The sequence below is a fragment of the Mesorhizobium sp. L103C105A0 genome (assembly GCF_000502215.1).
GTDB lineage: Bacteria > Pseudomonadota > Alphaproteobacteria > Rhizobiales > Rhizobiaceae > Mesorhizobium.
Map to the genome: position 1 here is coordinate 16,382 of NZ_AYXF01000018.1, position 18,222 is coordinate 34,603.

Genomic DNA, 18,222 nt, shown 5'->3' on the forward strand with positions numbered 1-18,222 from the left:
CCATGCCTTTTGCCCTGCTCAAAGACCGCGCTCTCATTTCTGTGTCAGGCCCGGATGCCGAGCATTTTTTGCAGAACATCCTCACCACCGACCTCGACACGCTGGGCGCCGGTGCGGCAAAACCCGGTGCGCTGCTTTCGCCGCAAGGCAAGATCCTGTTTGATTTCCTGATCTCGCGTAGCGGCGAGGACGGATTCCGGCTGGATTGCCGTGCCGACGTCGCAGACGACTTCCTGCGCCGGCTGATGCTTTACAAGCTGCGCGCCAAGGCCGAGATCGCGAAGCAGGATCAAGTGCTTGTGACGGTTGCGTGGGGCGATGATTCAAGCGCCTCACCTTCTGATTCAACGACACTTGCCGATGCCCGCTTCCGCGATGTGGTTGTGAGCCGTTCCTATGGCGGCGCATCCGTAGGTGGCGATCCGGCTGCATGGCAGACGCTCCGCATCGCCAATGGCATTGCCGAAAGCGGTCCCGATTATCAGCTCGGCGATGCCTTCCCTCACGACGTGCTGCTCGACGAGACCGGCGGTGTCGGCTTCAAGAAAGGCTGCTATGTCGGCCAGGAAGTGGTCTCGCGCATGCAGCATCGCGGCACCGCCAGGCGGCGCGTGCTGATCGTTTCGGCCGACCATGCCTTGCCCGCGCCGGGCTCGGAGCTGACGGTTGCGGGGCGGCCGGTCGGCACGCTCGGTTCCAGCGCGGGCACGGCCGGACTCGCCATTGCCCGCATCGACCGGGTCAAGGCGGCGCTCGACGCTGGCCAGCCGGTACTGGCCGGTGATGTCACCGTCTCGCTCGCCATCCCGTCCTGGGCGAAGTTCAGCTTTCCCAGGGAAGCCATCGGCGCGGAGGACGCCTGATGGCTGCCGATCGCGTCGGAGCGCCACCGCGCGCGTGGCAGCGCATGCTGTCGGGGCGGCGGCTCGACCTGCTCGATCCCTCGCCGCTCGACATCGAAATCTCAGACATCGCCCACGGGCTTGCCCGCGTTGCCCGCTGGAACGGGCAGACCCGCGGCGATCACGCCTTTTCGGTCGCCCAGCATTCCCTGCTGGTCGAGGCGCTGTTCAGCGAGTTGCAGCCGGACGCCTCGGCCAATGCGCGGCTGGCAGCACTGCTGCATGACGCGCCGGAATATGTCATCGGCGACATGATCTCGCCGTTCAAATCGGTAATGGGCGGCTCCTACAAGGAGTGTGAGCTGCGTCTCCAGCGCGCCATCCATCAGCGCTTTTCGCTGCCGCCCGAACTCGGCGTCGGCTTGCGCAAGGAGATCAAGCGCGCCGACCAGATCGCCGCCTATTACGAGGCGACGCTGCTTGCCGGTTTCTCGACCGCAGAAGCAACCGAGTTCTTCGGCCGGCCGCGCGGCTTCAATGCCGACCGCTTCGACTTTACGCCGCACTCGGTGACCTCCGCGCAAGCTGCCTTCCTCAAACGCTACGCCAGGCTTGAAAAGCAACGCCAGGCAACGGTTGCCGTGCATTCGGCGCAGTGAACATACGCTAAATTAACCAGCGGTAACCACAGTACCGGGTTTCGATCACGGTCAGCAGGCACGCCTCATGTCCGTTGCGCACGTCAAGGGTGGTTCGCCCGTCCGCAGACGGGGAGCCGGAGGCGTGGCCGCGCCACGGCAGATCGCCGACGAACTGCGCCACCAGAACGAGCGCTTTTCCGCGGCCGTCGAGAATATGTCGCATGGGCTGTGCATGTTCGACGCCGACGAGCGGATGATCATCTGCAACGGCAACTATATCAGCATCTTCTCCCTCGACGCGAAGATCGTGCGGCCCGGCATCGCGTTCCTGGACATTCTAAAGCACAGCGTCGACATCGGTGTCGCCTCACAGAGCGCCGAAGACCTGTATGCCATCCGCAAGCCCTATATCGAGCGCGCGCAAGCCTCGACCTACGAGGAAATACTGTCGGACGGACGTATCGTTTCCATCACGCACCGGCCGCTGGCCTCAGGCGGCTGGGTGTCGATCTATGAGGACATTACGGAGCAAAGGCGGGCCGAGCAGGAACTGAAGGAGCAGCACCGCCGCTTCGATGCGGCGCTCGCCAACATGTCGCAAGGCCTGTTGATGTACGACGCCGAAGGCACGCTGATCGTGCGCAACCAGCGCTTCCTCGACCTCTACAAGGTCACGCCTGACGACTTCCCGCTCGGCATGAGCCAGCGCGCCCTGCTCGAACAGATGGTGCGACTGCGCATCTATCCGTCGATGGACATTGACGGCGAGATCGCCAACACCAGAGCCAGCCTGCAGGCCGGTGAGGAGCGTTCGACAGACCGCAGCCTTGCCGATGGCCGAACGCTGCTGGTTGCGCGCCGGCCGCTTGCCGGTGGCGGCTGGGTGGCGACCTTCGAAGACATCACCGAGCGCCGGCGCGCCGAAGAGCGCATGAGCCACCTTGCCCATTACGACACGCTGACCGACCTGCCCAACCGCTCGATGTTTCGCGAACGGCTCGACCAGGCGATGGCCGGCGATACACCGTTGGCGATCTTCTCGCTCGACCTCGATCGCTTCAAGGCCGTCAACGACACCTGGGGACACCCTGCCGGTGACTGGCTGCTGAAATGCGTGGCGGAGCGGTTGCGGCACAGCCTGCGCAGCGACACCGATGTGGTCGCCCGCCTCGGTGGCGACGAGTTCGCCATCCTGCAGTTCAATCCCAAAGGCGCCACCGATGCGGAACAACTGGCAAAACGCATCGTCGCTGTCGTCAGCCAGCCGTTTCGCGACAAGGGCCGCGACATGCATGTCGGCATCAGCCTTGGCATCGCGCTGTATCCCGGTGACGGCAAGGACGCCGACACGCTTTTGAAGAACGCCGACATGGCGCTTTACAGCGGCAAGAGCGAAGGCCGCAACGTCTACCGCTTTTTCGAGCCCGGCATGGATGCCTTGGTGCGGGCGCGCCTGGCGCTCGAAACCGATCTCGAGACGGCACTGAAGCGGCGGGAGTTCGTGCTGGAGTTCCAGCCGATCACCAACATCGCGTCGGGCAAGATCGTCGGCGCCGAAGCGTTGATGCGGTGGAATTCACCGACGCGCGGCCTGGTGGCGCCCGACGATTTCATCGCAGCCGCCGAAGACAGCGGGCTGATCGTTCCGCTGGGCGAATGGGCGCTGAAACAGGCCTGCAGCGTGGCCGCCGGCTGGCCGCCTGGAATGCGCATCGCCGTCAATGTCTCGGCAGTGCAGATCAGAAGCGCCGACTTTGCCCGCAGCGTGATTTCGGCGCTGGCCGTTTCCGGCGTGCCGGCCAGCCGGCTCGAACTGGAAATCACCGAGACCGTGCTGATGGATGAGAGCGAGACGGTGCTGAAGACGCTGAGACAGCTGCGCGAACTCGGTATCCGCATCGCGCTCGACGATTTCGGCACCGGCTATTCGTCGCTCGGCTATCTCAGGCGTTTTCGCGTCGACAAGATCAAGATCGACCGCTCCTTCATCCACGATATCGACAACAAGGACACGGCGGCGATCGTGCGCACGATCATCGGGCTTGGTGCCGAACTTGGCATCACTGTCACCGCCGAAGGCGTCGAGACCGAAGCGCAGCTCGACATATTGCGCAAGGCTGGCTGCGTCGAGGCGCAGGGCTTTCTGATCGGCATGCCGTCAAAGGCCGCCGACATGGCTCGACTTCTCAAGACGAGGGCAGCGTCCCGGCGCGCCTGAACATCCCCGGCGTCATTCCATGCGCGGCGCGGAAGGTGCGCGAGAGATGGCTTTGGTCGGAGAAGCCGGCCGCAAAGGCGGCACCGGCGAGATCTGAACCTTGCCGGATCAGCAGATCGGCACGGCGCAGCCTGCGGTCACGGATGAAGGCAGCAGGGGTGAGACCCAGCACTTTCCTGAAATCGCGGATAACTTGAAAGCGCGTCACGCCTGCGGCTTCAGCGAGCCGCTGCAAATCGAGGTCCGAGTTCAGATGGTCTTCGATGACCTGTTCATAGACCCGGAGCCGGCTTTTCGATCCGAAGCTTTCGACCGCCTCGCGCCGCCGGCCGCCCCAATCGCCATGGCGCAGGATGAGCTTGCGCAAGGCGATCAGCATGGATGTTTCGGCGCTCGTGGCATCACCCGATGTCGAAGCCAAGTGCGCGACGCCTACTGCCTGGACGAGATCGGCATCATCGACGATCGCTTGCGAAAACAACGGCGGGCGATCCTGCCCGAGTTCGTCCGCGATCGCACCCATGAGCGAGGCCGACGGATAGAAGGTGCGGTAAGCCCAACCCTGGTCGGCACCCGCCTCGCCGTCATGCCATATCTCCGGATTGACGAGCAGAACCGTGCCCGACGGCGCGAGGACAGTCTCGTTGCCGATGCGGACCCGCTCGCACCCTTGCGTGATCAGGGCGACGACATAGGTCGGGTGCGTGTGCAGCTGGTAGCGATGCCGCGTGAAGCGCGCCTTGAGCATGCCAAGATCGCGAAAGCGCGGATGACGCCAGAACTGCGTCGTCTCCTGAGGCTGTTGAATTCCAGACACGGTCAATCCTGTTCAAGACGCTGCCGGCGCAAATCCTTTACGTGCTGGCATCGACAAGGCCGAATTTACGATAGCCGGCAAGGAGAGCGCAATGCTGCACAACGACCCCATCGCCGCCCTCACCCCGCAGGTGGTGGAATGGCGGCATCACATCCACGCCAACCCCGAACTCGGTTTCCAAGAGTATGAGACCGCGCGCTTCGTCGCCGACAAGCTGCGCACCTTCGGGCTTGACGAGGTTCATGAAGGCATAGGCGGCACCGGCGTGGTTGGCGTCCTCAGAGGACGACCAGGCGTGCGCGCCATCGGGCTTCGCGCCGAACTCGATGCCTTGCCCGTGCTGGAGAAGACCGGACTGCCCCACGCGTCGAAAAAAGACGGCGTGATGCATGCCTGCGGCCACGACGGGCACATCGCGATGCTGCTCGGCGCCGCCAAGCTGCTCGCCGACAACAGTGCCTTCGACGGCACCGTCTGTTTCATCTTCCAGCCGGCGGAAGAAAATGAAGGCGGCGCCATGCGGATGATCGAGGACGGACTGTTCGAGCGCTTCCCCGTGGAAGCCGTCTACGCCGTCCACAACTGGCCGGGGCTGCCGCTCGGAAAGATCGCGGCCCGTGCCGGGGCGATGATGGCGGCCGTCGACACTTTCGAACTGACCTTCGAAGGGACCGGCGCACATGCCGCCATGCCGCAGCTTGGCGACGACCCCGTGCTTGCGGCCGGCGCCTTCGTTCAAGCCGTTCAGCGCATCGTCAGCCGTTCGGTCGACCCGCAGGGGGCGCTGGTCGTCTCGATCACGCAGATCCATGGCGGCAACGTCGGCAACATCGTGCCGGGCAAGGTCTGCCTGCAGGGAACCTGCCGCTTCTTCGAGCCCACTTTGTCGGACCATTGCGAAAGGCTGATCGGCGACATCGCGCAAGGCATTGCCTCGGCGCATGCACTCACCGCCAAGCTCGCCTACAAGAAAGGCTACCCGCCGCTGGTCAACACGTCGGCTGCCACTGACCGGGCCGTCCAGGCGGCAACCGCGGTTGTCGGCCGCGAGCAGGTCGAGACCGCATTCAACCCGAGCCTCGGCTGCGAGGATTTTGCCTACATGGTCCGCGAAGCCGGCGGGTGCTATGCCTGGGTCGGCGCAGGAGCGGTCAGACTGGGCGAAGGGCTGCACGGCGATCGCTATGTCTTCAACGACGCCATCGTCCCCACCGTGCTCCGCTATTTCGTCACGCTCGTTGAGCAGACGCTACGCTGACGGCCGAGCGCCTCAGCGCAAGGTCTCGACGTATTTCTCGTGGAAGCTGACATAGCCGGGTTCGACGACTTTGAGATGGCGCTCGATCAGCTGGTGGAAGGCCGGCAGCTGATGGAAGGGCACGCCGGGATAGGCGTGGTGCTCGGCGTGATACGGCATGTTCCAGGCGACTTTGCGCACCAGCCAGTTGGTCAGCGTGGTGCGGGTGTTTTCCAGCATGTTGGCGACAAGCGGGCAGCGGCCATGCTCGGCCAGCAGATAGAGCCTGAGGAAGGGCTGGCCGAGCAGCGCCGGCACGATCCAGACATAGAGCAGTACACTTGCCTCGAACCACAGGGCTAGCGCGGCGACCACGACATAGAAAGCGATCATGGCGCGGGCTTCAGTGCGCACCTTGGGCAGGCCTTTCGGCGGGACGTAGCTGTCGTGGCAGCCGCCAATCGCGTTGGTGTAGAGTGTCTGCAAATGCCCCCACCACACCGGCAGGCCCGAGACGTGGACGATGTATTGCCGCATCGTCTCCGGTTTCGGGAAGGCGAGTTCCGGATCGTTCTCGGGATCCTAGGTGAAACGGTGATGGCCGAAGTGGAAATAGCGAAACCAGTCGGCGGGCAGCGCGATCGCCAGGCTGCAGACCCTTGCGGCGGCATCGTTGAGCCACTGCGTCTCGAACGCCGTCCTGTGCACCGTCTCATGCAGCAGCGTGAACAGGAAGACGATGAGAATGCCTTGCGGCAACATCAACAGCGGCCAGTACGGCACCTTGGCCGCAATCAGCCCGCCGATAGCCACAATCGCGCCGAGATGGAAGGCGAGTTGGACCAGACCCGGCCCGTCCGACTTGCCGGTCAGGCGGCTGCGCTGCTCATTGGTCAGAGACGCGACGACGTCGCGATGGTCTCTGGGTTCAAACTGGGCCGACACGGTCATGGCGCCAAGATACTCGATAAGAAAGCTTTCGAAAAACGAGGATTTCTGCGACATAGATAAGCTTACCTTACCTATCGGATAGCCCATGACCGCGCTTCCTTCCCTGAGAGGACTTCAAGCCTTCGAGGCGGCGGCGCGCTCGGGGAGTTTCGCCGCAGCGGCGGATGAGCTCTCGATCTCGGCGGCCGCGGTCAGCCAGCTCATTCGCACCGTCGAGGAGCAGATGGGTCGAAAACTGTTCCATCGCGTCAACCGCCGCGTGGTGCTGACGGAAGCCGGCGTCGAGATGCTGCCCCGGCTGACCCTGGCTTTTCGAGAGATCGGCAGCATCGCGCAGGGCAGCGATGCCTTCCGCCCGCGGCTTGTCGTATCGGTGCCGCCGTCCATGGCGATGGGCTGGCTTTCCGAACGCCTCGCCGGCTTTGTCGCCAGCCACGGCGCCGTCGACATATCCCTGCGCGGCGATGACGATCCGGTGCCGTTCGACCGCGAACTGATCGACATCCGGCTGTCCTTCGGCCCGCACTATCGTGAACACCCGACCGAGGAGATCGTCAGGGACGCCGTCTACCCCGTCTGCGCGCCAGAACTCACCGCCAAAACCGACAGCCTCGCCGGCCTGCCACTGATTCACACCGACTGGGGACCGACCGGCGCGTCGTTTCCGTCTTGGCGCACCTGGTTCGAGGCGGCGCGCATAGAGCCCGGCCGCGCAGTGCAGCGCGGCCTGTCGGCGAACTCGTCGCGGGCAGCGCTCGACCTTGCCATTTCAGGGCTGGGCGTGGCGCTGGCGCAAGGCATTTATTGCGCCGGGGCGCTGGAAGACGGCCGTTTGGTCCGGGCGAATGCCCTATCGATCGCGCTGCGTCAGCCATATTGCCTGACGATCCCGGAACGCAGTGCAAGGCGCGACCTGGTGGCGGCGTTTCGCAATTGGCTGATTGAGGAATGCCGGCGGTCGGTGGGTTCGCCGGTGCTCGGCTGATGGACCGAACTGCTCAGAGATGGCCGGCCAGTGCGGCGACCATGTCCTTGTTCGTCGCCACGGGAATGATCTCGAACTCCACCAGGTCAGACCATTCGATGACCCAGCGCTGCAGCAGCGTGACGTCATCGGCCTCGACCAGCAGGAAGCAGCGGCTCATATCAGCCGCGATCCAGGAGTGGTGCACGACAAGCGCGTCCGGCTTCAATCTGCCGCGCTCGCCGAAACGGCGGTAGATCTCCTTGCGGTCGCAGCCGGTGAAATCCTCGATGACGATGAACTGCATTTTTCCCCCTCGGTTGAATTACCGCCCGGGACCGCAAACTAACGCCCGGGACGGTCCAGCCGCTCCAGGAACCATTGCGTCAGCCGCACCCAGACTTCGTCCTTTTCGCCGGAATCCTCCCAGCCATGGTCGAGGTTCGGGTTGTCGTTGACCTCGATGACGAAGACGCCATCCTTGGTTTCCTTGAGATCGACGCCGTAAAGCCCGTCGCCGATGCAGCGCGCCGCCTTCACCGCGGTGTCGACGACATGCGGCGGCGTCTCTTTCAGCGTGAAGGTCTTGATGCCGCCCTGGTCGGGCTTGCCGCTGGCCTTGTGGTTGACGATCTGCCAGTGTTTTTTCGCCATCAGATAATGCACGGCAAACAGCGGCTGCCCACCGAGCACGCCGACGCGCCAGTCATATTCGGTCGGGATGAATTTCTGCGCGATCAGGAGATCGGAATCCTCCAGCCACTCGGTGGCGAGCGTCTTCAGTTCTTCGAAGTTGCCGCATTTCTTGACGCCGCGCGAGAACGATGAATCCGGGATCTTCAGCACCAGCGGAAAGCCCAGCGTCTGCGCCGCCAGTTCGAGGTCCGAGGTGCCGGCTATCATCACCGTCGGCGGCACCGGCACCTTGTTGTAGGCCATCAGTTCGTTGAGATAGACCTTGTTGGTGCAGCGGATCATCGACAGCGGGTCGTCGATCACCGGCATGCCTTCCTGCTGGGCGCGGCGCGCGAAGCGGTAGGTGTGGTTTGAGATCGAGGTGGTCTCGCGGATGAACAGCGCGTCGTAATTGGCGAGCTTGGCCAGGTCCTTCCTGGTGATCGGCTCGATTTCGACGCCCATCTTTTCGGCGATCTTGGCCCAGTAACGCAGCGAGATCGGAAGAGCGTCGTGTAGGNCTTCTTCCTCCTCGGCCATCCTGGCCAGCGGCAGGAAGCCGATCTTGCGGATCGAAGCCCATTCGGCGCTGTCCTTGATGTGAACCTCAAGCGCCGGAGCGCGGAACCAGTCGAACAACAGCTTGGCGAAGCGGTCCCAGACCTTCGACGGTCCGATGCCGAAGAAGATGCAGATTTTTTGCGGGAATACGCCACCGAGATCCTTGCGACATTTGTTGAGCGCCAGCTCCAGTTCCGGCAGCGCGTGCTCGTAGAGCTTGCGCTCGGACAGGTCGATCATCGTCTCGACCGTCGGGATGACCTTGTGGCCGCGCGAACCGGCGAGCAGAGAGGCATAATAGCCGCGGCTCTGGTAGGCGTAATTGTTCGACAGGTTGATGACCTTCGGCTGCTGGCCGCGAAACAGCGCCGGATGCGCAAGATAGTCACGGTTGGTGATGATCTTGTGCGGCGTCGCCGCCGGGTCGAGATCGTTCTGACGGCCGGTGAGGATGACCCAGGTCATTGTTATCAGCGTTTCCCAAGAGTGATGGCAGCACGCAGTCCGTCGCGGCCGAATTGCGCCATGTTCATGAAGATGCCGTGCGGCACGGGAATGTTGGCGGCATCGAGGATGGTCTCCTGTCTTTCGTCCTCGACCCAGGGATCGTGGATCAGGATGTGGTCGCCATCGTCGCCGATAGCCAGCACCCAATGCGGCACCTTCTTGCCGAACATCAGGAAGCCGCTGATCAGCACCAGCACCAGTTTTCCCTGAGCCAGGGCGCCGCGGATATCGTCGATGGTGAACGGACGGTAATTCACCGGGATGCCGTAAAGTTCCGCGCGGCGGCGAAAGTCCACCTGGGCAAGTTCCATCACCCGGCGCTTGTCGTCGCTGCGCACCGATTGCAAGAACAGCGCGCCATAGAAGGACACGAAGATTTCCGCCGCAAGCCCGCTTTCGTAGCCGGAAACCGCAAGGCCGAAGGGCTCGCAGCCGCCCGGGCCGGACATCATGAACACGGTCGTTGCCTCGCGCCATAGGCGGATTTCCATGACCGGATCGGGCACGAAGCCGGAATCGAAATTGGCCATCGCCATCATCAGGCAGCATGGACCGCAGGTGAACTCGCAGGTCTGCTGGTAGAACGGGACTTTGGTGGCGACCGGAATATCGCCGCGCAAGGTCTTTTCGTAGCGCAGCGCGGTGGCGCCATCCTCGTAATAGTGGGGCTCGCGACCGATCTTGCGGTAGCCGCTCTGCTCATAGATGCCGATGGCGCGAAGATTGTCCTCGCGCACTTCGAGGCGCAACATCATGCGGTCGTGCTCGAAGGCAGCTTCTTCGGCCGCTGCAAGCAGCATGCGGCCAATGCCGCGGCCGCTGAAAAACGGGCTGGTGGCAAGCGAATAGAGCCGGGCGACGCCGCTGCCCTTGCGAAACAGCACGATGGCGTAGCCGGCGACACGGCCATCGCTTTCGGCGACCAGCATCTCGGCTGTCTCGCGTTCGATCAACAGGCGGAAGGAGCGCCGGGAAATGCGGTCACTGGAAAAAACCGCCTTCTCGATGGCGGCGAGGTCATCGACGTCGGACGCGCGGGCCTTGCGAATCTCGGCAGGCATGCGGGTTTGGAAAACCTCGATTGGGTGGAGGAAAAGACCGCAGTCAAAAACGTCGCAAACATCAGCCGAAACGCCGATATCCATCAAGCGCTATCGCACTTCGAATAGGGCCGAATTGTGACACTTTCTACCCCGGCGCATTCCCGAAACGGAATGCGCTTAACTGGCGATACCAGCCAGAAGCTGACCGTAGGCCCGCTTGGCGACCGCAGCCAGTTGCTCGCGCGGCAGCGAGCCGACGACGGCGCAGGCATAGCCCTTGTCCAGCCAGTAGACCGCCTCGGGGCCGTCGGCGTCCGCCATGTAGGTGCCCTTGGACTTGGCTGAGGAATCAGCGGTAACGAACAAGGAGATGCGCTGACCCTTGGCGTCCTCGTAAAGCAGCATCGCTGCCTTGCCCTGGCCGGCGGGCAGCAGCCGGCCGCCAACCAGCTGGAAGCCTTCCGCCACCAGATCCGGCGCCACCAGTTTCAGGCCGACGCGGTTGGACAGCCAGGTCTGCAGGTGATCCTTGTCGCTTGCCGGCACTTCCACCGCATGGCGCTGTTCGGCGGCATAGATGACATGGGCGGCGATCGCCTCTTCGGCCAGTTGGTCATCGGCGCCATCTTCCCTGCCGATGCCGTCGATGCCGGCAAAATAGCCGCCAAGACCGCCGATGACGAGCACTGCGGCCGCCGCGGCCGCAAGCCACCAGCGCGACTGCCGCGCCGCCGCTTTGGTCGCGCCTTCACCGCTAACGATCTGCTTGAACAGCACCGGCACGGGCTCGTCGAGCACACCGGCAAAGGCGGCGCGCAACGCGGCGCGGTCGGCGGTGTAGCGGGCGCTTTTCGCCTTCATTTCGGGATTGGCGTCGATCCAGGCGTCGTAGGCGGCGCGCTCGTCGCCCGGCAGCTCGCCGTCGAGAGCCATGTGGATATCGCGTTCGGAAAAATCGCGGCGGGTCATTTCTCGACGATCCTTATCGAGCGGCGGCGCGCCGTGTCATCGAGCAGGCTGCGCAGCTCCTCGCGTCCGCGCGCTATGCGCGACATCAGCGTGCCGGCGGGCACGCCGAGAATGTTGGCGGCTTCGGCATAGGAAAACCCTTCGATGGCGACCATGACGAGAGCGGCGCGACGGTCGGGGCTGATCGCGTGCAATGCGTCGATGATCTCGCGCGAGGCGGCGTTCTCCGCCTGTTCGGCGGGGACTGCCTGCGCCTCGTTTGCGTCAAGCGGCAGGATCGCTGCCTCACCGCGCCGGTTCACCTTGCGCATCTGATCGATGAACAAATGATGCATGATCGTAAACAGCCACCTCCGGGGGCTTTCTCCCGTCTGCCAGCTTTCAAGCCGCAAGAGCGCTCGTTCGAGGCAATCCTGGACGAGATCGTCAGCGGATTCGCGGTCGCGCAGAAGCGAGCGTGCGTAGCGGCGCAGGCGCGGTATTTCGCCAAGGATTGCTGCCTTCTTTTCGTCCATGACCGCTGGTTCTGAGGTCGCCCTTGTTTAACCCGATTGAACGCGCCTTCCCGGCGCGGCGCAAGCGGCCAGCGCGAAGCGGTCTGCCGCCCCGGTAACCCAAGCAGTGAGATAACGAGTTGATCGGCTAAATTATTCCCCGCAATCAACAAAAGGGCCGAATTATCCTAAATCGGTCAGTGCGAAATCATGGCCTTTGTACAGCAGTGGAAGATCGCGGCTTTTCGCGCAGGCGTAAGCAAAACAGTCCCCGAGATTCAGATCCGCCTTGTGGCCAACGGCTTTGCCGTAACGGGCGCTCGCGTCAATGGCCCGAGAGCCGATGTTGTCGTCAATGGCCAGACTCTCTCCCATGATCTCCACAATGAACTCATCGATCAGATCGCGGGCATGGAGAAGGGCTTCAGCGCTGGGTCTGCGCGGGCCGGCGCCGGCCCTTGCCAATGCCTGTGTTGCTTCGAAGTGAACCAACGGAGAAACCCAGACCTGCCCGGAAAAACCGGATAGCTGCTTCAGCAATTCCTCCCACCCAGGTTCCTGGTTGAGAATGGCGACGATCACCGACGCGTCGACAAACATCAGTCTTCCCACATCTCGTCGGTGAACTTCTTCATATCGAAATCGGGATTGGGCAGGCCAAGCTTCCTGGCCCTGTCCTGAAGACTGGCGATCCGATCGCGCAGCGGCACCTTCGCCCGATTGCGCTCAAGTTCGTGTACGAGCGCGACCCGCACCGCCTCCGTTTTGCTCGGAGCGTTCGTCTCGCGTTGCAATCTGCTGGCCAGCGCATCCACTTCGTCGTCGCGGATATAGAGCGGCATCGAATATCCTCCGTTGGATATTCATATATTCCATCTCGTATATCACTTCAAGTTGCAGCGTTGGCCTCCCTCGCCGCCCGCGTCAGCAGCCGCTGGTAGAACAGGCCGATGCCGATCAGCACGGCGCCAAGACCGATGAAGGACAGCGCCCTGAGCACGCCTTCCAGTTCCGACATGTCGAACAGGAAGACTTTTACCACGGCAATCGCGATCAGCGCCGCCGAGGCAATGCGCAGCACCTGCGACTTCAGCCAGACGCCGGCGGTCAGCAGCACGACGCCGATGATCAGCCAGAGCGCCGAATAGGTGTAGGTCTCAAGCTGCCCGAGGCCGCTCCACAGGCCGATGAACTCGCCCTTGAACACGCGCCTGACCGACAGTGTGGCGTAGGCGAAGACAAGCAATGCCGCCACTACCGCCAGCATCTGCGCATACCATGGCGGCCGCTTGTCCCTGGCATAGAGCGCCAGCCCGCCGGCGGCTATGGCCGGCAACAGGTAAGCCAGGAACAAGAGGTTGAACACCGGGATCTGGCCGGTCGATTCGTCGGTGAACAGCGGATTGAGCACCAGGAAATGCTGGAGGACGATGAAGGCGACCGAGAGCACGCCGGCGGCCATCGAGCCGTAGCGCAGCAGAGAGCTTGGCGAGCGCATGTCGATGGCCACCAGTATCGCGCCGGCACCGATGGCGATCAGCGTATAGATCGCCTGTTCGGCGAGCGTCACCGGGCCGGTGTCGATGACGCCGCCATGCATGGCGTGGCGCACCAGCATGGCGACGGTGAGCAGCGCAAACAGGGCTGCACCCGCCTCCATCGCTAGGCGCGGCCGGCCATTGCCAGTTGTTGGTAGTGCGGGGGTGGTACGCGCGAGTTGCCAGGCGGCAAAGCCGAAGGCCAGCGCCGGCACGCCGTATCCCGGCAGCAGCCAGTTGAACACCGGCGTCGTCGTCAGGAACTCGGCGCCGACGATGGTCGGATCGAAGGCGACGCGGCCGAGCACGGCGACGACCGCGCCGACCGAAATCCAGCCCAGCACGGGATAAGAACGCCAACGCGTCGCCAGCGCCGGCACGATGGCGGCAACGCCGGCAAGAATGGTCGTCCAGCCGGATCCGAAGGCCATGTGCAGCATCAGCAGGCCGGCCAGAGCCGAGCCGCAAAGCGCGAAGGAGACGGCAATGTCGCCCTTGAGCGGCGGCTGTTCGGCGCGCGCGATCCATTCGCCACCGGCAGCGAAGACAACAACCAGAAGGGCAGCTATCGCTGCGTAGACAAGGTCGCGGTCGAGATTGCCGTAGGCGAGCCACAGCGTCAGCAGAATAAGGAGCGGCGCAGCGACGCCCCATGCCGCCCAGCATGCCGCGCGGACCCGTGCTGAGGCGGCGAAGCGGCGTGCGGCCCAGAAGCCGGCGCCGATGAAAACCAGGCCGAGGGCAATGCCGATGCGCAGCGTCAACGGATTTCCGGCCGCCACCGGCATGCCGTCAAAGCCGATATTCCCCTGGGTTATGTCGGAGCCGATGGTGGTGGGCGGAATGATGCCGAGATGGATCATCACGCTCACCACGCCGGCGGCATGCAGCAGCGGCAGCGCGCGCGGCCGGTAGAGTGCGGTGGCGACAAGGGCGACGAGGACGAAGGCGCCCGGCAAGGCGCCACCGGCGGCGACCAGCGTCGTGTCGACGGACAGGCCTAGCGCTGAAAACGCAACGAAAACGCCTGGCACGATAGAGGGCCAGTCGAAGCCGGTCTTCGCCGTCTCCGCTTCGCTGTCACGTGTGCCCAGCCAGACAAAGGCAAGCACCGCCAGCGTCACCGCGTCGATGAACAGGATGACGGCAAGGTCGGCGACTAGCGTGCTCATCATGTAGACGATGGTCCAGGCGCCGGTGCCGAAGAAGGCCGCCGCAATCAGGAATTTCCAGTCGCGAATGCGGGCGATCACGGCTGTGGCGGCAAGCACGATCGCCAGGTAGACGAACAGCGCCCATGGGTTGGGCGCCTGCGAGGACACAAGCGCCGGCGTCGCCATCGAGCCGACGAGACCGATGCCGGCCAGGGCCTGGCCGTGGACGAGGGCGGCGACAATGGTCGCCACGCCGATGGCGCCGAGCACGGTGAAGGCGAAGGCCGGCCCGACGAAACCGTAAATGGCATGCGCGGCATAGACCGTACCGAACAGGATGAAGGCGCCGGCAGCCGTCAGGATCGCCGGAATATAGGCGCCTGCAGCCCCTTGCACCGGCACCTTGAAGCCGGTGCGGCGGATGAACTCGCCGCCGCCGATCAGCACCAGGCCGAGCAGCGCCGCCAGGGACAGCCGCACTTCAGGGCCGAAAATGCCGGCCTCGATGGTGTAGCGGATCAGGAACAGGCCGCCCAGGGCCAGCGCGACGCCGCCGACCCAGACCGCCCAACGGGTGCCGAGCGCCGTTTCGACCTCTGACTGGCGGGCTGCCTTCGCCGTGGCGGCAGGCGCGGATCCGGTGAATGCCGCCCTGGCCGCGGCCGACAGTTCTGGCACGGCCTCGCTGGTGGCCGCATCGGCTTCGGCGGCCGGTGCCTGGGCATGTGCCGCGTCGGCTGTTGTTGGCGAAGCTATGTCGGCAACTGGTGCGGTGGCCTGAGCGGCATCCGCCGGTGCGCTTGCAGCCTGCTCGACCGGTTTGGCAACGGGCGGTGTCGCATGCACGCCGGACAGAACCAGGCTGCGCAGCGCTCCGAGCTCGCGCTCGATCAGACTGACGCGGCCCTGCTGGCGCAAGACGAGGACAAAAAGCACGATAACGACGACGGCGCCAATCAGGCTTTCAAACATCGCGGTTCCCCCAAACCAGGCCAGTTTTCACTGACAATTGCGGCGGCCACACGGCCACCCCAGACGGCTATTCAAGTCACGCCACCGCAATGGTGGCCGAAAAGAAGTTATCGAGCATGTTTCGTCGGCAAATTCCAGCGGCCTACGGTCTTTATCCTCACCCATCATCTGAGATAGCCAGGAATGGCATGCCGCCGCCACTTGCCCAGGAGCCATGCTATCCTCGGATGAACTGTGGGGAAATCGAATGCCGAAACGAAGTGCAGGGCTGCTGATCCACCGGACAAGGGCCGGCATTCTCGAATTTCTGCTCGTCCATCCCGGCGGCCCGTTCTGGGCAAGGAAGGATGAAGGCGCTTGGTCGATCCCCAAGGGCCTCGTCGAGGACAATGAAGATGAGTTGGCCGCCGCCCGGCGCGAGGCTGGGGAAGAACTCGGAGTCAGCATCGAGGGTGATTTCGAGCCTGTCGGCAGCTATCGGCAAGCCGGCGGCAAGATCGTCATCGCCTGGAGTGTCGAAGCCGATTTCGATCCCGATGCCGTTAAAAGCAACATGTTCACGATGGAATGGCCGCCCAGGTCAGGCGTGACGAGGGAATTTCCCGAAATCGACAGGGCCGGCTGGTTTTCCTTCGCGGAGGCCAGCCTCAAGATCCTCGGCGGTCAGCGCGCCATCCTCGATGATTTCATGGAGCATCGCAAGGCCGGCTGAGGCTCTTGCCCTACGAGTACCCCACCCTAACCCTCCCCACAAGGGGGAGGGAATGCTGCCGCATGCAGCTTTTGCTGTGAACCTGGACGGTTGCGGAGGTCAGCACCCACCGAGTCTCCCTCCCCTTTCTGGCGCAGCGTCTGCCGTAGTGGCGGCATTGCCGCCCGAATGATGCTTGCGCAAGGCGGCGAGGAAGCCGGCACGGGCATCGGGCTGTTCGATGCCGCGCGGCTCGTAGACATGGCGGGTGAAAAAGAAACCGGTCAGATGGAAGGCGTCCTCGAGTGCCGCGTGGTCCGCCCGCAAGCCGGAGCCGCGCTGCAGGAAGGCCGGCAGCGCCAGCATCTTGTCGCGCCACGGCGCACCGGCGGCTCGCGACACCGCACGGCCGGATTTCGGCGAGACATAGGCCAGATCCTGCCTGGCGCCGGTCGCCGCGCACTGGCTGAGATCGAGGCCGAAGCCGAGTTCGTCGAGGATGAGCAGTTCGAAGCGCGCCACCAGTTCGCCGGCGGCATCCGAATCGTCCAGATGGGCGATCATCACGGCAAGCGTCTCATACAGGCCGCCATGGGCGTCGCGCTCGGGCAGGAGTCTGAGATGCGCGGCCATGGTCTGCAGGCCGTAGACGGCGACTGCGCTGTCCATCAACCGGGCGGCATTCATCTCGATCGCCTCGGCCTGGAAGGTGCCGAGATGCTCGTCGAGGCGTGCCCGCCACAAAAGGTCGACCCGGTTGCCGGGCTGCAGCACCGGCTGCTGCTTGCGCGAGCGCCCGCCGCGCACCAGGCCGAGATGGCGGCCATGCGCACGCGTCATTACCTCGAGAATGGCGCTGGTTTCGCCATGCTTCCGGGTGCCGAGTATGATTCCCTCGTCGCGCCATTCCATGGCAGGAGCTTGTCACCGGTTGCATGGCGAAATCAAGATTTTGGCGCACCGCGTGCGATCTGTGCTGACATTGGATCTCCGCACATCGTCAAAAGGCTCCGATCACGCGAATTTCCGGTGATCGGCCAGGACGTCGTCGATGACGCGGCGCGATCGCTCGGCTTCGGCTTGGTTGGCGTCGTGTCCGGCAACGGTGATCAGCGCCTTCCACAGCGTCCAGCCGCGGCCGCGCGCCCAGGTCGCTTCATCGACGTCGATGGCGGCACGGAACGCCTCCCGGCTCTCGCCCTGGAAGAACGTCCAGGCGATCGCCAGGTCGCAAGAGGGATCGCCGATCCCGGAGGTGCCGAAGTCGATGACGGCGCTCAAACGGCCGTTTTGGACCAGAAGGTTGCCCCAAGCGACGTCTCCGTGGAACCAGACGGGCGACCCTTGCCAGGTGGCGGCAAGGGCCGCATACCAGACAGCGGTGGCCGCCTGGGTGTCGATCTGCCCCTCCAGCGCCTGGAGTGCTTCCCTTGTCTGGTTGTCATACACGCTTGGCGATCCGCCGCGGAAGAAATTGTGCTGGCCCGCGGGCGGCCCGCCCGCCGGATCGATCCGCCGGAGCGCAATGAGGAACTTGGCCAGATCGACCGCGAACTGTCGGCGATCGGCGATTTCGGCGGTCTTGGCTGTTTCGCCGTCGATCCAGCGGTAGACGGACCATTGCCAGGGGTAGTCCTCCCCAGGCTCGCCCATCGCCAGTGGAACCGGGATCGGCAGCGGCAGAAGCGGCGCCAGCCTGGGCAGCCAGCGGTGCTCTTTTTCGACCTGCAAGGCATATGGTGCGGCACTCGGCAGCCGCACAGTCATATCATTGCCGAGGTGGAAGGTTCGGTTGTCCCAGCCGCCAAACGCCACCGGCCTCACCGGCAGATGCCGCCATTGCGGAAATTGCGCGGCGATCAACCGGCGCACGAGATCGGTATGGATGGTCGGTTTTGGATCAGGCATGTCATCGTCTCAAACTGCCGGGCGGCATTTCCAGACGATG

17 protein-coding genes and 1 pseudogene are annotated in these 18,222 nt (G+C 63.9%); 6 read left to right on the forward strand and 12 right to left on the reverse strand.

Going from position 1 to position 18,222, the window contains the following annotated elements; translation table 11 throughout:
• The first annotated feature begins 2 nt into the window (after positions 1 to 2).
• The 3 genes from X727_RS137230 (at position 3) to X727_RS137220 (ending at position 3,701) form a co-directional block, all read left to right on the forward strand.
• Positions 3 to 863 carry a folate-binding protein YgfZ gene (locus tag X727_RS137230; protein ID WP_023687299.1) on the forward strand — a complete coding sequence of 287 codons (861 nt, stop codon included), beginning with the start codon at positions 3 to 5 and terminating at the stop codon, positions 861 to 863.
• The gene (locus X727_RS137225) at positions 863 to 1,501 is read left to right on the forward strand and encodes an HD family hydrolase (protein ID WP_023687298.1); all 639 of its coding nucleotides are present in this window, start codon (positions 863 to 865) and stop codon (positions 1,499 to 1,501) included. The genes X727_RS137230 and X727_RS137225 overlap by 1 nt, the downstream gene beginning before the upstream one ends.
• 67 nt (positions 1,502 to 1,568) lie before the next feature.
• Entirely contained in the window at positions 1,569 to 3,701 is a 2,133-nt protein-coding gene (locus X727_RS137220) for an EAL domain-containing protein (protein ID WP_031204773.1), read from the forward strand.
• On the opposite strand, the gene X727_RS137215 is transcribed toward X727_RS137220, so the two are convergent.
• Entirely contained in the window at positions 3,670 to 4,518 is an 849-nt protein-coding gene (locus tag X727_RS137215) for an AraC family transcriptional regulator (RefSeq protein ID WP_027049985.1), read from the reverse strand. The genes X727_RS137220 and X727_RS137215 overlap by 32 nt on opposite strands.
• A gap of 91 nt (positions 4,519 to 4,609) precedes the next feature.
• Here X727_RS137215 and X727_RS137210 point away from each other — a divergent pair, with 91 nt between their 5' ends.
• Complete coding sequence (locus X727_RS137210) at positions 4,610 to 5,776, forward strand: amidohydrolase (RefSeq protein WP_023835272.1); 1,167 nt, start codon at positions 4,610 to 4,612, stop codon at positions 5,774 to 5,776.
• Between the two features lie 12 nt (positions 5,777 to 5,788).
• On the opposite strand, the pseudogene X727_RS01000000165170 reads toward X727_RS137210, so the two are convergent.
• Positions 5,789 to 6,706 (reverse strand): annotated as a pseudogene (locus X727_RS01000000165170) (fatty acid desaturase family protein).
• A gap of 85 nt (positions 6,707 to 6,791) precedes the next feature.
• On the opposite strand from X727_RS01000000165170, the gene X727_RS137205 reads away from it, so the two are divergent.
• Positions 6,792 to 7,691, forward strand: coding sequence for a LysR substrate-binding domain-containing protein (locus X727_RS137205; protein ID WP_023742624.1), 900 nt, complete (start codon positions 6,792 to 6,794; stop codon positions 7,689 to 7,691).
• Between the two features lie 13 nt (positions 7,692 to 7,704).
• Here the strand turns inward: X727_RS137205 and X727_RS137200 are convergent, their stop codons facing one another.
• The 8 genes from X727_RS137200 to X727_RS137165 all read right to left on the reverse strand — a co-directional run bounded on the left by X727_RS137200 (position 7,705) and on the right by X727_RS137165 (position 15,583).
• Positions 7,705 to 7,977 carry a DUF3303 family protein gene (locus X727_RS137200; protein ID WP_023670254.1) on the reverse strand — a complete coding sequence of 91 codons (273 nt, stop codon included), beginning with the start codon at positions 7,975 to 7,977 and terminating at the stop codon, positions 7,705 to 7,707.
• Between the two features lie 38 nt (positions 7,978 to 8,015).
• Complete coding sequence (locus X727_RS137195) at positions 8,016 to 9,371, reverse strand: RimK family protein (protein WP_023835275.1); 1,356 nt, start codon at positions 9,369 to 9,371, stop codon at positions 8,016 to 8,018.
• Positions 9,372 to 9,376: 5 nt separating this feature from the next.
• A complete protein-coding gene (locus tag X727_RS137190; protein WP_023692865.1) occupies positions 9,377 to 10,474 on the reverse strand; it encodes a peptidase C39 family protein in 1,098 nt (365 codons plus the stop codon).
• Positions 10,475 to 10,633: 159 nt separating this feature from the next.
• The gene (locus X727_RS137185; RefSeq protein WP_023687291.1) at positions 10,634 to 11,425 is read right to left on the reverse strand and encodes an anti-sigma factor; all 792 of its coding nucleotides are present in this window, start codon (positions 11,423 to 11,425) and stop codon (positions 10,634 to 10,636) included.
• Positions 11,422 to 11,940, reverse strand: a complete 519-nt coding sequence (locus X727_RS137180; protein ID WP_023743769.1) for a sigma-70 family RNA polymerase sigma factor — start codon at positions 11,938 to 11,940, stop codon at positions 11,422 to 11,424. Before X727_RS137180 ends, X727_RS137185 begins: the two co-directional genes overlap by 4 nt.
• Positions 11,941 to 12,102: 162 nt before the next feature.
• Positions 12,103 to 12,519, reverse strand: coding sequence for a type II toxin-antitoxin system VapC family toxin (locus tag X727_RS137175; RefSeq protein ID WP_023692861.1), 417 nt, complete (start codon positions 12,517 to 12,519; stop codon positions 12,103 to 12,105).
• Positions 12,519 to 12,761, reverse strand: coding sequence for a type II toxin-antitoxin system VapB family antitoxin (locus tag X727_RS137170; protein WP_023670248.1), 243 nt, complete (start codon positions 12,759 to 12,761; stop codon positions 12,519 to 12,521). Before X727_RS137170 ends, X727_RS137175 begins: the two co-directional genes overlap by 1 nt.
• A 47-nt stretch (positions 12,762 to 12,808) precedes the next feature.
• Positions 12,809 to 15,583: a DUF2339 domain-containing protein gene (locus X727_RS137165; RefSeq protein ID WP_023835276.1), complete on the reverse strand. Its 2,775-nt coding sequence runs from the start codon at positions 15,581 to 15,583 to the stop codon at positions 12,809 to 12,811.
• A 247-nt stretch (positions 15,584 to 15,830) separates the two neighbouring features.
• On the opposite strand from X727_RS137165, the gene X727_RS137160 reads away from it, so the two are divergent.
• Positions 15,831 to 16,295 (forward strand): NUDIX domain-containing protein, encoded by a 465-nt coding sequence (locus X727_RS137160; protein WP_023687287.1) that lies wholly within the window; start codon positions 15,831 to 15,833, stop codon positions 16,293 to 16,295.
• Between the two features lie 99 nt (positions 16,296 to 16,394).
• Here the strand turns inward: X727_RS137160 and recO are convergent, their stop codons facing one another.
• The gene (recO, locus tag X727_RS137155) at positions 16,395 to 17,186 is read right to left on the reverse strand and encodes a DNA repair protein RecO (protein ID WP_023692858.1); all 792 of its coding nucleotides are present in this window, start codon (positions 17,184 to 17,186) and stop codon (positions 16,395 to 16,397) included.
• 102 nt (positions 17,187 to 17,288) lie between these two features.
• Positions 17,289 to 18,182: an aminoglycoside phosphotransferase family protein gene (locus X727_RS137150; protein WP_023835277.1), complete on the reverse strand. Its 894-nt coding sequence runs from the start codon at positions 18,180 to 18,182 to the stop codon at positions 17,289 to 17,291.
• Positions 18,183 to 18,222: the final 40 nt, after the last annotated feature.

What these genes read in the sequence shown, in the direction of transcription:
- X727_RS137230 (WP_023687299.1), top strand. Translation starts at nt 3, where the DNA reads ATGCCTTTTGCCCTGCTCAAAGACCGCGCTCTCATTTCTGTGTCAGGC.
- X727_RS137225 (WP_023687298.1), top strand. Translation starts at nt 863, where the DNA reads ATGGCTGCCGATCGCGTCGGAGCGCCACCGCGCGCGTGGCAGCGCATG.
- X727_RS137220 (WP_031204773.1), top strand. Translation starts at nt 1,569, where the DNA reads ATGTCCGTTGCGCACGTCAAGGGTGGTTCGCCCGTCCGCAGACGGGGA.
- X727_RS137210 (WP_023835272.1), top strand. Translation starts at nt 4,610, where the DNA reads ATGCTGCACAACGACCCCATCGCCGCCCTCACCCCGCAGGTGGTGGAA.
- X727_RS137205 (WP_023742624.1), top strand. Translation starts at nt 6,792, where the DNA reads ATGACCGCGCTTCCTTCCCTGAGAGGACTTCAAGCCTTCGAGGCGGCG.
- X727_RS137200 (WP_023670254.1), bottom strand. Translation starts at nt 7,977, where the DNA reads ATGCAGTTCATCGTCATCGAGGATTTCACCGGCTGCGACCGCAAGGAG.
- X727_RS137190 (WP_023692865.1), bottom strand. Translation starts at nt 10,474, where the DNA reads ATGCCTGCCGAGATTCGCAAGGCCCGCGCGTCCGACGTCGATGACCTC.
- X727_RS137185 (WP_023687291.1), bottom strand. Translation starts at nt 11,425, where the DNA reads ATGACCCGCCGCGATTTTTCCGAACGCGATATCCACATGGCTCTCGAC.
- X727_RS137180 (WP_023743769.1), bottom strand. Translation starts at nt 11,940, where the DNA reads ATGGACGAAAAGAAGGCAGCAATCCTTGGCGAAATACCGCGCCTGCGC.
- X727_RS137175 (WP_023692861.1), bottom strand. Translation starts at nt 12,519, where the DNA reads ATGTTTGTCGACGCGTCGGTGATCGTCGCCATTCTCAACCAGGAACCT.
- X727_RS137170 (WP_023670248.1), bottom strand. Translation starts at nt 12,761, where the DNA reads ATGCCGCTCTATATCCGCGACGACGAAGTGGATGCGCTGGCCAGCAGA.
- X727_RS137165 (WP_023835276.1), bottom strand. Translation starts at nt 15,583, where the DNA reads ATGTTTGAAAGCCTGATTGGCGCCGTCGTCGTTATCGTGCTTTTTGTC.
- X727_RS137160 (WP_023687287.1), top strand. Translation starts at nt 15,831, where the DNA reads ATGCCGAAACGAAGTGCAGGGCTGCTGATCCACCGGACAAGGGCCGGC.
- recO (WP_023692858.1), bottom strand. Translation starts at nt 17,186, where the DNA reads ATGGAATGGCGCGACGAGGGAATCATACTCGGCACCCGGAAGCATGGC.
- X727_RS137150 (WP_023835277.1), bottom strand. Translation starts at nt 18,182, where the DNA reads ATGCCTGATCCAAAACCGACCATCCATACCGATCTCGTGCGCCGGTTG.